This window comes from Roseomonas sp. TF40, assembly GCF_057219975.1.
This window is the reverse complement of the sequence record NZ_JBXVVR010000007.1, coordinates 124,581-137,797: the sequence shown is the minus strand read 5'-3', so window position 1 is coordinate 137,797 and position 13,217 is coordinate 124,581. Positions and strand designations below refer to the sequence as shown.

Sequence of the window (13,217 nt, the reverse complement as noted above, 5' to 3'; positions counted from 1 at the left end):
GCCTCAGCCGATGAGGTCGAGCGTCGCGGGGTGGAACAGCGCCTCGGGCGCGATCGGCGCGGCGGCCAGGCCGTCGCGCACCGCATGGTCGATCATCGCGACGATCTCGGCGCGGTTGCGCGCGAAGCCATAGGGCCAGGGATCGCCGCCCATGCGCGCCGTCTGCGCCGCGGCCGCCGCGGCGATCCAGGGCAGGGAGATGCGCAGCACATTCACCATGGAAAGCTCCGCCAGGGCGATCCGCTTGGCCTCGGCCCAGGCGTGGAAGATCGCCGCCGGCAGCCAGGGATGCGCCGCCGCCACGTCGCGCCGCACGGCCATGCAATGCATGATCGGGAAGAAGCCCGTGGCGTCGAAATAGCGTTCCTCCTCGGCGCGGAAATCCGGCCAGAGCCGGTCCACGGGCGCGCTGCGGCGCGTGAAGCAGGAAGGCGGGCGCGGGCCGATCAGCGCGTCGATCTCGCCTGCCGCCAGCATGCCGTTCAGCGTCTGCCCGGCGGGGATCGGCTGCACATCGAGATGCGCGGGCAGGGAGAGCGCGATGCGCTCGCCCGCACCGGGTTCCTCCAGCCCGCCGGTGCGCCAGGCGATGGTGGTGGTATCGACACCGTATTGGTCGCGCAGCATCCCGCGCACCCAGAGTGCAGCCGTCTGCTGGTATTCCGGCAGGCCGATGCGCCGCCCCGCGAGGTCCGACGCCTCGCGGATGCCGCGATCGGTGCGGATGTAGATGGCGCTGTGGCGAAAGGCGCGGGAGGGAAAGACCGGCACGGCGATGTAGGGCGCATCGCCGCGCGCGGTGGTGACGATGTGCGACGACATCGAGAGTTCCGTGACGGCGAAGGCCTTGTCGCGCAGCGCGCGGCGGAACAGGTCCTGCGGCTCGCCCGGTTCGCGCGCGAAGCGGATGCCCGGGATGGTGACGCGGCCATCGAGGATGGCGCGCACGCGATCCGTCTCGAAGCAGCCGAGGGTGAGGGTTTCAGTCACTCTCGCCCGCCGCGATGTTCTCCGGCGTGAAGGGCATGGCGCGCGGCCGCACGCCGAGCGCATCGGCGATGGCATTCGCCAGCGCCGCGACGGTGGGGCCGAAGGAGGGCTCGCCCGCGCCCAGCGGTGGCATCTCCGGGCGGTCGAGCAGCCGCACCTCCACCTTCGGCACTTCCGAGAAGCGCAGGATCGGGTAGCTCTCCCAGGTGTCGCTGGTGACGCGGCGGCGGTCGAAGCGCACGGCCTCCTTCAGCGCCTGGCTGGTGGCGTGGATGGCCCCGCCCTCGAGCTGGTTGATGGTGCCGTCGGGGTTCACGATCTCGCCCAGGTCCGCGGCGATCCAGAGCCGGCGCGCGCGCACCACCTCCTCCGCCGCGATCTCCGCGAAGACCGCGCACCAGCCGCCGAGATTCTTGTAGCGCGCGACGGCCATGCCCATGCCGATGCCCTCTTCGCGCACCCGCCCGCGCCAGCCCGCCATCTCGGCCGCCGCGCGCAGCACATCGGCGGCGCGCGGATCATCGAGGTGGCGCAGGCGGAAATCGAGCGGATCGGCGCCGGCCAGCGCCGCGAGCCGGTCCATCGTGGATTCGATCGCCCAGACATTCACCGGCGCGCCGAGGCCGCGCATGGCGGAGGTCCGCAGCGGCATGTCGGTGACGGTGCGCATCGTCACGCGCAGCGCCGGCATGCGGTAGATCGGCACGGCGTTGCGCTGCGCGCCCCCGCCGCGCTCGAGCCCGTGGTTGATCGCGGGCGGCACCGGGAAGGGCTCGGCGAGGTCGGCGGCGGCGAGCAGCGTCGGCAGCTTGCCGCGGCCGGGGCGCGAGGAATGGCCGTTGCTCGTCACCGTCACGTCGAAGCGCGCGATGGCGCCCTGCCCATCCAGCGCGGCCGCGACATCGACGAGCATGGCGGGCGAGAAAGGCGACCAGCCCAGCTCATCGGCGCGGCTCCAGAGCACGCGCACCGGCCGCCCCGGCGCGCCGCGCGCGGCCAGCGCCGCATCCAGCGCGACATCGTCGGCGCCGTTGTGGCCGTAGCAGCCCGCACCCTCGACATGGCGGATGAGGATGGAGTCCTCGGGTCGGCGCAGCGCCTTCGCCATGTCCATGCGGAGGTTGTAGGGACCCTGGGTGTGCGACCAGATCTCCACCGTCTCGCCCGTCCATTGCGCGATGGCGCAGGAGGGGCCGATGGAGGCGTGCGCGACGGGCGGGCGGAAGAAGCTGGCGCGCGCCTCCTGCGTGATGGCGGGCGGCGGGGCGGCCTCGCGTTCGAAGGCGATGCTCTCCTGCGCGCTGGCCTGGCGCAGCCAGGCGGGCAGGGCGTGTTCTTCCGGCAGCGTGTCGCGCGCGGCCCAGCGCAGCCTTGGGGCGAGCTTCGCGGCGGCGGCCTCGCAGTCATGTTCCTGCTCGGCCAGCACGGCGAGGAAGCTGCCGTCGCGCACCAGGAAGGCACCGCCGGGCAGGGCGATGTCCGGCAACTCCAGCAGCGTCGCGCCGCGCGCGGCGGGTCGCAGCACGCGCGCATGCAGCAGCCCGGCGGGGCGGAGGTCATGCAGGAAGCGCGGACGGCCGAACACCTTGTCGGGCAGGTCGCGCCGCGGTGTCGATTGGCCGGCGAGGCGACGCGCGGCGGGCGGCTTGGCGCGCGCGCCGGGCGTGGCCTCCGCCTCCAGAAGCCCCTGCGCCGCAAGCTCCCAATAGGAGCCGATCGGGCCGGCGGGGCCGAGAAAGATGCCGTCGTCGACACGGATCTCGTCAACGGGCACGCCGCTGCGCTGGGCCGCGACGCCGAGGAAGATGCCGCGCGCCTCGGCGCAGACATGGCGCAGCGCCGCGCCGCTGTTCTGCACGGAGAGCGAGCCGGAGGTGACACCCTCATCCGGGCTGTCGGGCGTGGCGACGGTGGTGATGGCGATGCGCGAGATCGCCACATCCAGCTCATCGGCGGCGATCTGCGACAGTGCGGTGAGGATGCCCTGGCCGATCTCGACCTTGCCGGGGCTGACGCGCACGGCGCCCTTCGTCTCGAAGCCGATCCAGGCGCCGAGACGCGGGTTCGCCTGCAGGCTCGCGGGCAGCTTGGGCGGGTTCATGCGCGCATCGCCGCCGCGGCGCGCTGCACGGCGCGGATGATGCGGTTGTGGCTGCCGCAGCGGCACAGATGCGGGTCGAGCGCGGTGCGGATCGCATCCTCCTCCGGCGCGGGGTTGTCGCGCAGCAGCGCGCTGGCGGCGATCAGGATGCCGGGCAGGCAATAGCCGCATTGCCCGGCCTGTTCCTCGAGGAAGGCGCGCTGCAGCGGGTGTGGCGCGGACTCGTCGCCGAGCCCCTCCACCGTGGTGACGCTGCGCCCGGCGACGGCGCCGAGCGGCAGGGTGCAGGCCATCACGGGCCGGCCATCGAGCAGCACGGCGCAGGCGCCGCAGGCCTCCGCGCCGCAGCCGAAATGCGGCCCCGACAGGCCGAGCGGGCCGCGCAGCGCGGCGAGCAGCGGTACGGCATCGTCAAGCGCCACCGTCACGGCGGCGCCGTTGAGCGTGAAGGCGCTCACGCCGGCTGGATGCCGGCGATGCGGATCCACTCCCGCCGGCGCTCGATGTCCTGGCGCAGCAGCATGTCGAACTGCGCGATGCTCATGGGCGCGATCTCGGCGCCCAGCCGCGCGAAGGCGGCCTGGGTGGAGGGCAGGCGCACGATGCGGTTCACCTCGGTGTTCAGGCGCTCGATGATCGGGCGCGGCGTGGCGGCGGGCGCCATCAGCCCGTTGAAGCCGACCTGCTGGAAGCCGGGCAGCGTCTCGGCCACGGTCGGCACGTCGGGCATCAGCGCGCTGCGCTCGAGCCCCGTGGTGGCCAGCGCGCGCACGCGCCCGGCCTGGATCAGCGGCAGCATGGTGGCGATGCCGTCGAACATCGTCGGCACCGTGCCGGCGACCACGGCGTTGCGCGCATCGCCGCTGAGGCGGAAGGGCACGTGCTGCGCCTCGATCCCCGCGGCATGGCGGAACACCTCGAAGGCGATGTGATAGGGCGTGCCGGGGCCGGCCGTTGCGTAGTCCAGCGCGCCGGGCCGTGCCTTCGCATAGGCGATCAGGTCGGCCACGCTGCGCACCGGCAATTCGGCATTCACCACCAGCACCTGGTAGGTGCGGTTGAGGCAGGCGACCGGCGTCAGGTCGCGCATCAGCACATAGGGGCGGTTGGGCAGCAGCGTCTCATTGGCCGTGTGCGTCACGGTGAGCATCATCAGCGTGTGGCCATCGGGGGCCGCGCGCACCACCGCATCGGTGCCGATCACGCCGCCGCCGCCGGGGCGGTTCTCGACCACGAAGGGCTGGCCGAAGGCCTCGGCAAGGGGCTCGGTCAGCAGGCGGGTGAAGGTGTCCGCACCGCCGCTCGCCGCGAAGGGGATGATGATGCGCACGGGCCGGTTCGGCCATGGCGCCTGGGATTGCGCCTGCGCGCGCCGCAGCGCGGGCGTGGCGAGGGCGATGCCGGCAAGCGCGGCGAGGCCGCTGCGACGGTGGATCATGCCATTGTTTCCTTCCCCGGGATCGCGCCGGATCGGCGCGCATCCCTTTCGCGAAAGGCTATGTCGGCACCTCCGATGCCGCAATCTTCCTGCCGGACAATCCTGGTCAGCCGCGGTTGCGCACCAGCACGCCGGGACGCGCGCCGGTCTCCTGCCCGCCTTCCATCACCGGCACGCCGGAGACGATGGTCATGTCGTAGCCATCGACGCGCTGCACCAGCCGCCGCCCGCCCGCGGGCAGGTCGTAGATCATCTCGGGATGATGCAGGCGCAGGCCCGCGAAATCGATGACGTTGACATCGGCCTTGAGGCCGGGGGCGAGCCGCCCGCGATCGCTCAGCCCGTAGAAATCCGCCGTCTCGCTGGTCTGGCGCTTGACCACGAATTCCAGCGGCAGGCGGGCGCCGCGCGTGCGGTCGCGCGCCCAATGGGTGAGCATGAAGGTGGTCATCGAGGCGTCGCAGATCACGCCGCAATGCGCCCCGCCATCGGAGAGGCCGACGACGGTGTGCGGATCCGTGATCATTTCCTGCACCACGGAGAGATCGCCCGGCGCGTAGTTCACCACCGGGAAGTAGAGCATGCGCCCGCCATCGCCGCCGACCAGGTAGTCATAGGCGAAGGCATCCGCCTTCTGCCCGGCGGCGGCGGCCATGGCGGCCATGCTGCGCTCGGGCGGCGGCTCGTAATCCGGCGGGTCGCCGAGGGCGAACATCTTGTCGAAGCGCGTGCCGATGGCGCGCGAGAGCGGCGGCAGCACTTCCATCAGCCGCGCCGAGGGTTCCTCGGCCAGGATCTGCGCGCGCGTCGCGGGTTCGCGCAGCCGCGCGAGCTGTTCCGCCGGCGGCAGGTGCGACAGCGCGGCGAAGCTCTCGCGCAGGGCGAAGGGGTTGAGCGAGGTGGTGAGGCCGAGGATCAGCCCGACCGGGCGGCTCGCCACCTGGGCGGAGAGCGGCAGCCCATCGGCGCGCGCCGCGCGCACGCCATCCATCAGCCGGCGCCAGCGCTGCGGGTCATAGGCGCGGTCGGTGAGCAGGAACCAGACCGGGCGCCCCGAATCGGCGGCGACCTGGCGCAGCCATTTGAACTCCGCGGCCTCATCCTCGAAATCGCTGAGCATGCCGAAGGTGCCGCTGCCCGCACGGCCCAGGGCGCGGCCGATGGCCAGCAGCTCCTGCTCCTCGGCGTAGCGCGCGGGGGTGAGGTCGCCGCTCGGCGTCTTGTGCTGGTCGGTGCGGGAGGTGGTGAAGCCGAAGGCGCCGGCGCGCACCGCCTCTTCCGTCAGGCTCGCCATCCGCTCGATGTCGTCCGCCGTGGCGATCTCGCGGTTCAGCCCGCGCTCGCCCATGACGAAGACGCGCAGCGGGTGGTGGGCGACCTGCGCGCCGATGTCGATGGTGCGCGGCAGGCGCGCGAGCGCGTCGAGATAATCGGGAAAACTCTCCCAATCCCATTTGAGCCCCTCGGCGAGGGTGATGCCGGGGATGTCCTCCACGCCTTCCATCAGGTCGATCAGCGCCTGGCGGTCGCGCGCGCGCACCGGGGCGAAGCCCACGCCGCAATTGCCGAAGAGGATGGTGGTGGCGCCATGCCAGACGGTGGGGGCGAGCACCGGGTCCCAGGTCGCCTGGCCGTCGTAATGCGTGTGCACATCGACCCAGCCGGGCGTGACGAGCCGGCCCTCGGCCCGCACCTCCCGCCGCCCCGGCCCGGCCTTGCCGCCGACCTGGGCGATGCGGTCGCCATCGATGGCGAGGTCGCCGGTGAAGGCGGCGCGGCCGGTGCCATCGACAATGGTGCCGCCGCGGATGACGAGATCATGCATGGCCCAGTCCCCGATCCGTTGCGCGCGGAGATTGCCGCCCCCCGCGGGGCAGGGCAACGCCGGCAGGCGCAAAAAAACATGCGGTGCCGCTTGAACTTGTCGGCAAGAGCGGCGTCAATACCGCCGCCGCTGGAGGAGAAAAACCATGGCCGTCGAACGACGCGACCTGCTGCTCGGTTCCGCCGCCCTTGCCGCATCCTCGCTTGCCGCGCCCGCGGTGCTGGCGCAGCGCGCCGGGCGCACGCTGCTGCTGGCCGCCCCCGGCGCGCCGGAGGGCTTCGACGGCGACGCGCTGCGCCCCGGCACGCAGGAAGTGGTGGTGCAATGCTATGAAGGGCTGACGCGCTACGGCCGCGTGATCCGCGACGGCCGGCCCTATCTCAACCCTGACGTGATCGAGGGCCATCTGGCGGAGAGCTGGACCAACTCGGCGGATGGCAAGACCTGGGTCTTCAAGCTCCGCCAGGGAATCCGCAGCCCCTTCGGCAATGAGCTGACGGCCGCGGATGTCGAATGGTCCTGGGCCAAGTCCTTCGCGCAGCGGCGCACGGGCGGCTTCATCGCCAATGTCTCCAACGTCACGGCGGTGAAGGCGATCTCGAAATACGAGGTGGAGTTCACGCTCTCGGCGCCGAGCCTGATCCTGCTCGCCGCGCTCACGCTCTACGTGCCGGGCATCTACGACACGACCGAGGTGAAGAAGCACGCGACGCCCGACGATCCCTGGGCGCTGAAATGGATGGAGAGCAACACCGCGGGCTTCGGCGCCTATCACCTGGAATCGCTGCGCGCGGGCGAGCAGGCGGTCTTCGTCGCCAACCCCAACTACTTCCGCGAGCAGCCCTATTTCAACCGCGTGATCTACCGCGCCGTGCCCTCGGCCGCCTCGCGCATCACGCTGCTGCGCAGCGGCCAGGTGCAGTGGATCCATCGGCCCTTCCTGCAGCAGGTGGCGGAGCTGCGCGCGGACCGGCGCGTGCGCACCCAGGACAGCTTCGGGCGCACCATCTCCTCGGTGCGCATGAACACGCGCATGGCGCCCTTCAACGACAAGCGCGTGCGCCAGGCCTTCAACTTCGCGGTGGACAAGCAGGCGCTGATCCAGGGTGTCTTCTTTGGCTTCGCGGAGCAGGCGCGCTCCATCGTGCCGCCCATCGTGGCGAACTACGACCCGAGCGCCTTCAAATACGATTTCGACCCCGCGCGCGCCCGTGCCCTGCTGGCCGAGGCGAATTTCGACTTCAACCAGCAGATCGAGATCTTCTATTCGCAGATCTTCAACTGGGAGGAGCCGCTCTCGATCCAGGTCGCCTCGCAGCTGCAGGCCATCGGCGTGCGCGCGCGCGCCGTGCGCATCAGCGACAGCGACATGCGCGCCCGCAGCGCCCCGGCGCGGCAGGACATGGCCATCTTCAGCTTCGAGGATGGGCCGATCGTGCTCGACCCCGTCTACGCCACCTTCCTACTCGCGCATTCGCAGGGCGTGTCGAACCGCGCGCGCTTCGAGAATCCGCGCATGGACGCGCTGATCGACGAGGCGCGCCAGAGCCTCGACCTGCCGCGGCGCGAGGCGCTGATGAAGGAAGCCCAGGCGCTGTGGATGGACGAGGCGCCCTGGATCGTCACCGTCTACCCCACGGTGTGGGAGGCGATGGCCGGCAACATCTCCGGCTGGTGCCCGCATCCGGACGACCACGAACGCTGGTACGATCTGCGCATCACCTGAGGCGAGGCCCAGATGCCGATCGGGAAGATGCTGTTGCGGCGCATCGCGCTGGTGGTGCCGCTGCTCTTCGTCATCCTGCTGCTCACCTTCCTGCTGGTGCGCATCGGCGGGCAGGACCCGGTGGGGCTGCTCGCCGGGCCGACCGCGACCGATGCGGAGATCGCGCTGGTGCGCGCCTCGCTCGCGCTCGACCAGCCGATCTGGGTGCAGTTCGGCGTGTATTTCGGCCGGGTGCTGCAGGGCGATCTCGGCGCCTCCTGGCTCAGCAACCGCCCCGTGCTGGGCGAGATCCTGGAGCGCGCGCCGGCGACGATCGAGCTGATGTTCTGGGGCGTGCTGATCGGCGCGGGGCTTGGCATCCCGATCGGGCTGCGCGCCGCCTTCCGCCCGGATCGCGGCTTCGACCAGGTCAGCCGGTTCCTCTCCCTGCTTGGATTCTCGGTGCCGACCTACTGGCTCGGCCTGATCATGCTCTTCGTCTTCTTCTACCTGCTGGACTGGGCGCCGCCGGGCATGGGGCGGCTGAGCCTGATGCTGGACCCGCCGCCGCGCGTCACCGGCAGTTATCTGATCGACGGGCTGATCGCCGCCGATTGGGACGTGGCCAATTCCGCCTTCCGCCAGCTCGTGCTGCCGGTGCTCTGTGTCGCGATCATCTCCGCCGCGCCGATCATCAAGCAGACGCGCGCCATCACGCTCGAGGTGCTGGGCTCGGACTACATCCGCTATGCGCGCGCGCAGGGCCTGCCGCCGCGCGCGGTGCGCGCCATGGCGCTGCGCAACGCCCGCACGCCGGTGGTGACCTTCATCGGCACCGAGATCACGGGCCTGGTGGGCACGACCTCGCTGATCGAATACGTCTTCGCCTGGGGCGGGCTGGGGCAATACGGGCTGTCGGCGATCATCGCGAACGACTTCGCGGCGGTGCAGGGCTATGTGCTGGCGCTCGCGCTCTTCTCCGTGGTCGTGTTCCTCGCGGTGGATCTCTTCGTCATGCTGACCGAGCCGCGCGCGGGACACGCGGCATGAGTGGCGCCGTCATCGGCAGCACCACGCCGCGCTGGCTGCGGCGCCTCGCCGGGATCACGCGGCGCAGCCCGACCATGGCGGCGGGGGCGGCGATCCTGCTGGTCTTCGCGCTGATGGCGGTCTTCGCACCGCTGCTGACGCCCTTCGACCCGCAGGCGGCGAATGCGCGCAACGTGCTCGCCCCGCCCGGGGGCGCGCATCTCTTTGGCACCGACGGCAATGGCATGGACGTGCTCTCGCGCGTCATCGCCGGCGCCGGCTGGGCCTTCGGCATCGCGATTCCCGCCGTGGTGGTGGGCATCCTCGCCGGCGTGCCGCTCGGCCTCTACACCGGCTATCGCGGCGGCTGGTTCGATGAGATCGCGATGCGCTTCTTCGATGCGCTGCGCGTCTTCCCCTCCATCATCCTGGCTCTGGCCGTCGTGGCGGCGGCGGGGCCCTCGCTGCTCAATGTCGTGCTGGTGATCGGCTTCCTCGACAGCCCCGTCTTCGCCCGCGTCGTGCGCGCCGAGGTGCTGGCGCTGCGCCACTCCACCTTCGTCGAATCCGCCCGCGCGGCCGGCAATCCCACCTGGCGCATCCTCTTCGTGCATATCCTGCCCAACGCCATCCAGGGTGCGATGGCGCAATCCGCCGTGCGCGCGGCCTGGGCGGTGCGCATCAGCGCGACGCTGGCCTTCCTCGGCGTGGGCATCCAGCCGCCCACGCCGGAATGGGGCGCGATGATCCGCCAGGGCGCGGAATACCTCGTCACCGGGCAATGGTGGGTCGGCGTGTTTCCCGGCATCGCGCTGATCCTGATGGTGCTGGGCCTCAACATGCTGGGCGATGGCCTGCAGGATCTGCTCGATCCACGGCGGAAGGCGGCGACGCGGTGAGCCTGCTCGCGGTCGAGGACCTGCACACCCATTTCATCTCGCGTGACCTGGACAACAGGCTGCGCGTGGCGCGCGCGCTGAACGGCGTCAGCTTCACGCTGGAAGCCGGGCGCGTCCTGGGCCTGGTGGGGGAGACGGGGGCGGGCAAGTCGCTGACCGCGACCTCCATCATGGGCCTGCTGCGCCCACCGGCGAAGCTGGTCGGCGGCCGGGCGCTCTTCGAGGGGCGCGACCTGCTGGCGATGCCGGAGGGCGAACTGAACGCGCTGCGCGGGCGCGACATCGCGCTGGTGGTGCAGAGCCCGAAATCCTCGCTCGACCCGCTCAGCCGCATCGGTGACCAGCTCATCCGCATCCATCGCGCGCATCGCCCGGCCAGCGAGGCCGAGGCGCGGCAGCGCGCCATCGAGATGCTCGGCGCGCTGGGCATCCCCGACCCGCCGCGCCGCATGCGCGCCTGGCCGCATGAGCTCTCCGGCGGCATGGCGCAGCGCGTGCTGATCGCCCTCGCCCTGATGAATGATCCGCGCCTGCTGATCGCCGATGAGCCTACCACCGGGCTCGACGTCACGGTGCAGGCGCAGATCCTCGATCTGCTGCGCGATCGCGTGCGGCGCACCGGGATCGGCGCCATCATCATCACCCATGACCTCGGCGTGGTGGCGCATTACTGCGACGAGATGGCGGTGATGTATGCCGGCGCGATCGTGGAGAGCGGTCCGGTCAGGACCGTCTTCGACAACCCTTCCCACCCCTACACGCAGAATCTGATCGGCGCGACGCCGGAGCGGCTGAAGATCGGCGCCGCGCGCAGCGTGGGCGGCACGCCGCCCAACCTCTTCGCGCTGCCGGCCGGCTGCGCCTATAGCGACCGCTGCCCGCGGCTGGGCGCGGATTGCGCCATCCCGCCGCGCGACGTGGCGCTGGGCGCGGGCCATGTCGCGCGCTGCCATCGCCTGGTGCCGGCATGAGCACGCCGGTTCTGGAGGTCGAAGGCCTCGTCAAGCATTTCGGCGCCGGGCGTGGCGCGACCGTGCATGCGGTGAACAAGGTCAGCTTCACGATCAACGCCGGCGAGACGCTCGGCGTGGTGGGGGAGAGCGGCTCGGGCAAGTCGACCATCGGCCGCACTGTCATCCGCCTGCTGCAGCCCACTGCCGGCCGCATCCTTTTCCGCGGCCGCGACATCACCGCGCTGCCGGAATCCGCCTGTCGCCCCTTGCGGGCCGAGATGCAGATGGTGTTCCAGGACCCCTGGAGCGCGCTGAACCCGCGCATCCGCATCGGTGAGTTGATCGCCGAGCCGCTCAAGCTGCACACGCAACTCTCCGCCGCCGAGCGTCGCGACCAGGCCGAAGCGCTGGCGCGGCGCGTGCGCCTGACCGGCGAGTTGCTCACGCGATTCCCGGCCGAGCTGTCGGGCGGCCAGTTGCAGCGCGTCTGCATCGCGCGCGCCATCGCCACCAGCCCGAAGCTGATCGTGCTGGACGAACCCACCAGCTCGCTCGATCTCTCCGTGCGCGCCGGCATCCTCGACCTGTTGGCCGAGCTGAAGGCGGAGACGGGGGCGGCGATGATGTTCATCAGCCATGACCTCGGCACGGTGAAGCTGATCAGCGATCGCATCCTGGTGCTCTATCTCGGCAGCGTCGTGGAATATGCGCCCGCGGCGGAGGTGTTCGCCGATCCGGTGCATCCCTATGCGCAGGCGCTGATGTCCGCGCATCTGCCGGCGGATCCCACGGCCGTGCTGCGGCGGCATGTGCTGGAGGGCGAGATTCCCTCGCCGATCAACCTGCCGCCCGGCTGCAGCTTCGCGAGCCGCTGCCCGGTGGCGGTGGCGCGATGCCGCGTGGACACGCCGCCGCTGGAGGCGGTGCGCCCCGGCCATCTCGCCTCCTGCCTGCGCATCGCCGAGGGCGCCAACCGCATTCCCGCGCTGGAGAGTCCATGAGCCCGGAGACCGTGCTGCGGCAGGACCTGCTCGCCGCCTATCACATCCTCGACCTGCAGGGGCAGAATGCCGGCATCGCGGGCCATCTCACGGCGCGGCTGCCGGGCGGCGACAGCTTCTGGTGCCATGGCTATGGCCAGGGATTCGAGGAGGTGCGGGCGGCCGATCTGCACCAGGCGGACATGGATCTGCGCGTGCTCGCCGGGCCGGGGCGCATCAACCCTTCGCTGGTGATCCATGCGGGGCTCTATCGCGCGCGCGCCGACATCGCCTGCGTCATCCACACGCACAGCCTGAACGCGGTGATGCTGAGCGCCACCGGCGAGCCCCTGCGCATGCTCTTCCAGAGCGCGCTGATGTTCCATGAGGATTGCGCGCTGCATGCCGAATATGGCGGTATCGTCGACACGGTGGAGACGGGCGTGGAACTCGCCGCCGCGCTCGGGCCACGCCGCGCGCTGCTGTTGGCGAATCATGGCACGCTCGTCGTCGGGCGCTCGATCCGCGAGGCGGTGCATTGCGCGATCATGCTCGACGATGCCTGCCGCATCCAGCTCGGCGCCATGGCCGCGGCCGGCGGCCGCCCGCTGCAGGAAGTGGATGGCGCGACGGCGGCGGAGGCCAAGCGCTTCCTCCTCTCGGACAAGGTGCTGGACCTGCGCTGGTCGCATTACCTGCGGCGCGCCATCGCCGCGCGCCCCTGGCTGGCAGAGGAGATCGCCAGTCTTACAGGCTGACCGAGATCTCCACCCCGGCGCGTGCGACGATGTCCTTCTTGTCGAGGTCCGGGCCGCGCGCCTCATTGCCTTCTACGCGCTGCAGGTCGCGCGCCGTGTCGCGGCGGATGGCGATGATCACGTCGGTGCCGTCCAGCAGCGGGAAGGGGAATTCGTGCCAGGTGCCCAGGTGCAGCATCAGCGCGGCCGTGCCGTCGAAGAGCAGCGCGCGCGCCGCCGACAGGTCGGGCATCTCGGCCGCGCCGGGCGGGGCCAGCACCATCACGAAGGGCCGGCCACCCAGCGGGAAGAAGCTCTGCGTGTGCAGGAAATGGCGCTCCATCCAGCTCACGCGGAAGGGCCGGCGCTCCAGCGTGGCGACGGTGAATTCCAGCGTGTCGTCGGCGACGAAGCGGCCCGGCTTCCGCAGCGCCACGCGGTCGCCATAGAAGGCGCTGCGCAGCACCGGGCCGGGCGCGGTGGCGCCGAGCAGCGTGCCGAAGGGCGCGACATTCTCCGCCGTCGCGGCCTCGGCGCGCAGCGTCAGCGCGGTGGTCATC

At 71.3% G+C, this 13,217-nt stretch carries 12 protein-coding genes; 6 read left to right on the top strand and 6 right to left on the bottom strand.

Annotation, left to right across the window (positions count from 1 at the left end):
* Positions 1 to 3: 3 nt before the first annotated feature.
* From AC2D9U_RS19150 to AC2D9U_RS19130, 5 genes are all read right to left on the bottom strand, one after another.
* Positions 4 to 990 (bottom strand): substrate-binding domain-containing protein, encoded by a 987-nt coding sequence (locus tag AC2D9U_RS19150; protein WP_484751841.1) that lies wholly within the window; start codon positions 988 to 990, stop codon positions 4 to 6.
* The gene (locus tag AC2D9U_RS19145) at positions 983 to 3,091 is read right to left on the bottom strand and encodes a molybdopterin cofactor-binding domain-containing protein (RefSeq protein WP_484751839.1); all 2,109 of its coding nucleotides are present in this window, start codon (positions 3,089 to 3,091) and stop codon (positions 983 to 985) included. The genes AC2D9U_RS19150 and AC2D9U_RS19145 overlap by 8 nt, the downstream gene beginning before the upstream one ends.
* Positions 3,088 to 3,549, bottom strand: a complete 462-nt coding sequence (locus AC2D9U_RS19140) for a (2Fe-2S)-binding protein (RefSeq protein ID WP_484751837.1) — start codon at positions 3,547 to 3,549, stop codon at positions 3,088 to 3,090. The genes AC2D9U_RS19145 and AC2D9U_RS19140 overlap by 4 nt, the downstream gene beginning before the upstream one ends.
* Positions 3,546 to 4,529, bottom strand: a complete 984-nt coding sequence (locus AC2D9U_RS19135; RefSeq protein ID WP_484751835.1) for a Bug family tripartite tricarboxylate transporter substrate binding protein — start codon at positions 4,527 to 4,529, stop codon at positions 3,546 to 3,548. Before AC2D9U_RS19135 ends, AC2D9U_RS19140 begins: the two co-directional genes overlap by 4 nt.
* Before the next feature lie 106 nt (positions 4,530 to 4,635).
* Positions 4,636 to 6,354 (bottom strand): N-acyl-D-amino-acid deacylase family protein, encoded by a 1,719-nt coding sequence (locus tag AC2D9U_RS19130; RefSeq protein WP_484751832.1) that lies wholly within the window; start codon positions 6,352 to 6,354, stop codon positions 4,636 to 4,638.
* A 145-nt stretch (positions 6,355 to 6,499) separates the two neighbouring features.
* Between AC2D9U_RS19130 and AC2D9U_RS19125 the strand changes: the two genes are divergently transcribed.
* From AC2D9U_RS19125 to AC2D9U_RS19100, 6 genes are read left to right on the top strand one after another with little or no spacing between them, the layout of a single operon-like run.
* On the top strand, positions 6,500 to 8,080 hold the full coding sequence (locus AC2D9U_RS19125; protein ID WP_484751830.1) for an ABC transporter substrate-binding protein: 1,581 nt from the start codon (positions 6,500 to 6,502) through the stop codon (positions 8,078 to 8,080).
* 12 nt (positions 8,081 to 8,092) lie between these two features.
* Complete coding sequence (locus AC2D9U_RS19120; RefSeq protein ID WP_484751828.1) at positions 8,093 to 9,109, top strand: ABC transporter permease; 1,017 nt, start codon at positions 8,093 to 8,095, stop codon at positions 9,107 to 9,109.
* Positions 9,106 to 9,987 carry an ABC transporter permease gene (locus tag AC2D9U_RS19115; RefSeq protein ID WP_484751826.1) on the top strand — a complete coding sequence of 294 codons (882 nt, stop codon included), beginning with the start codon at positions 9,106 to 9,108 and terminating at the stop codon, positions 9,985 to 9,987. The genes AC2D9U_RS19120 and AC2D9U_RS19115 overlap by 4 nt, the downstream gene beginning before the upstream one ends.
* Complete coding sequence (locus tag AC2D9U_RS19110) at positions 9,984 to 10,958, top strand: ABC transporter ATP-binding protein (protein ID WP_484751824.1); 975 nt, start codon at positions 9,984 to 9,986, stop codon at positions 10,956 to 10,958. Before AC2D9U_RS19115 ends, AC2D9U_RS19110 begins: the two co-directional genes overlap by 4 nt.
* Complete coding sequence (locus AC2D9U_RS19105; protein ID WP_484751822.1) at positions 10,955 to 11,941, top strand: ABC transporter ATP-binding protein; 987 nt, start codon at positions 10,955 to 10,957, stop codon at positions 11,939 to 11,941. The genes AC2D9U_RS19110 and AC2D9U_RS19105 overlap by 4 nt, the downstream gene beginning before the upstream one ends.
* Complete coding sequence (locus AC2D9U_RS19100; protein WP_484751820.1) at positions 11,938 to 12,678, top strand: class II aldolase/adducin family protein; 741 nt, start codon at positions 11,938 to 11,940, stop codon at positions 12,676 to 12,678. The genes AC2D9U_RS19105 and AC2D9U_RS19100 overlap by 4 nt, the downstream gene beginning before the upstream one ends.
* Here AC2D9U_RS19100 and AC2D9U_RS19095 read toward each other — a convergent pair.
* Positions 12,668 to 13,216, bottom strand: coding sequence for an ureidoglycolate lyase (locus AC2D9U_RS19095; protein WP_484751817.1), 549 nt, complete (start codon positions 13,214 to 13,216; stop codon positions 12,668 to 12,670). The genes AC2D9U_RS19100 and AC2D9U_RS19095 overlap by 11 nt on opposite strands.
* Position 13,217: the final 1 nt, after the last annotated feature.

Bases quoted from the DNA above. Each gene is read 5' to 3' on its own strand.
- AC2D9U_RS19120 (WP_484751828.1), top strand. From the start codon at position 8,093: ATGCCGATCGGGAAGATGCTGTTGCGGCGCATCGCGCTGGTGGTGCCG.
- AC2D9U_RS19130 (WP_484751832.1), bottom strand. From the start codon at position 6,354: ATGCATGATCTCGTCATCCGCGGCGGCACCATTGTCGATGGCACCGGC.
- AC2D9U_RS19100 (WP_484751820.1), top strand. From the start codon at position 11,938: ATGAGCCCGGAGACCGTGCTGCGGCAGGACCTGCTCGCCGCCTATCAC.
- AC2D9U_RS19125 (WP_484751830.1), top strand. From the start codon at position 6,500: ATGGCCGTCGAACGACGCGACCTGCTGCTCGGTTCCGCCGCCCTTGCC.
- AC2D9U_RS19115 (WP_484751826.1), top strand. From the start codon at position 9,106: ATGAGTGGCGCCGTCATCGGCAGCACCACGCCGCGCTGGCTGCGGCGC.
- AC2D9U_RS19135 (WP_484751835.1), bottom strand. From the start codon at position 4,529: ATGATCCACCGTCGCAGCGGCCTCGCCGCGCTTGCCGGCATCGCCCTC.
- AC2D9U_RS19095 (WP_484751817.1), bottom strand. From the start codon at position 13,216: ATGACCACCGCGCTGACGCTGCGCGCCGAGGCCGCGACGGCGGAGAAT.
- AC2D9U_RS19105 (WP_484751822.1), top strand. From the start codon at position 10,955: ATGAGCACGCCGGTTCTGGAGGTCGAAGGCCTCGTCAAGCATTTCGGC.
- AC2D9U_RS19145 (WP_484751839.1), bottom strand. From the start codon at position 3,091: ATGAACCCGCCCAAGCTGCCCGCGAGCCTGCAGGCGAACCCGCGTCTC.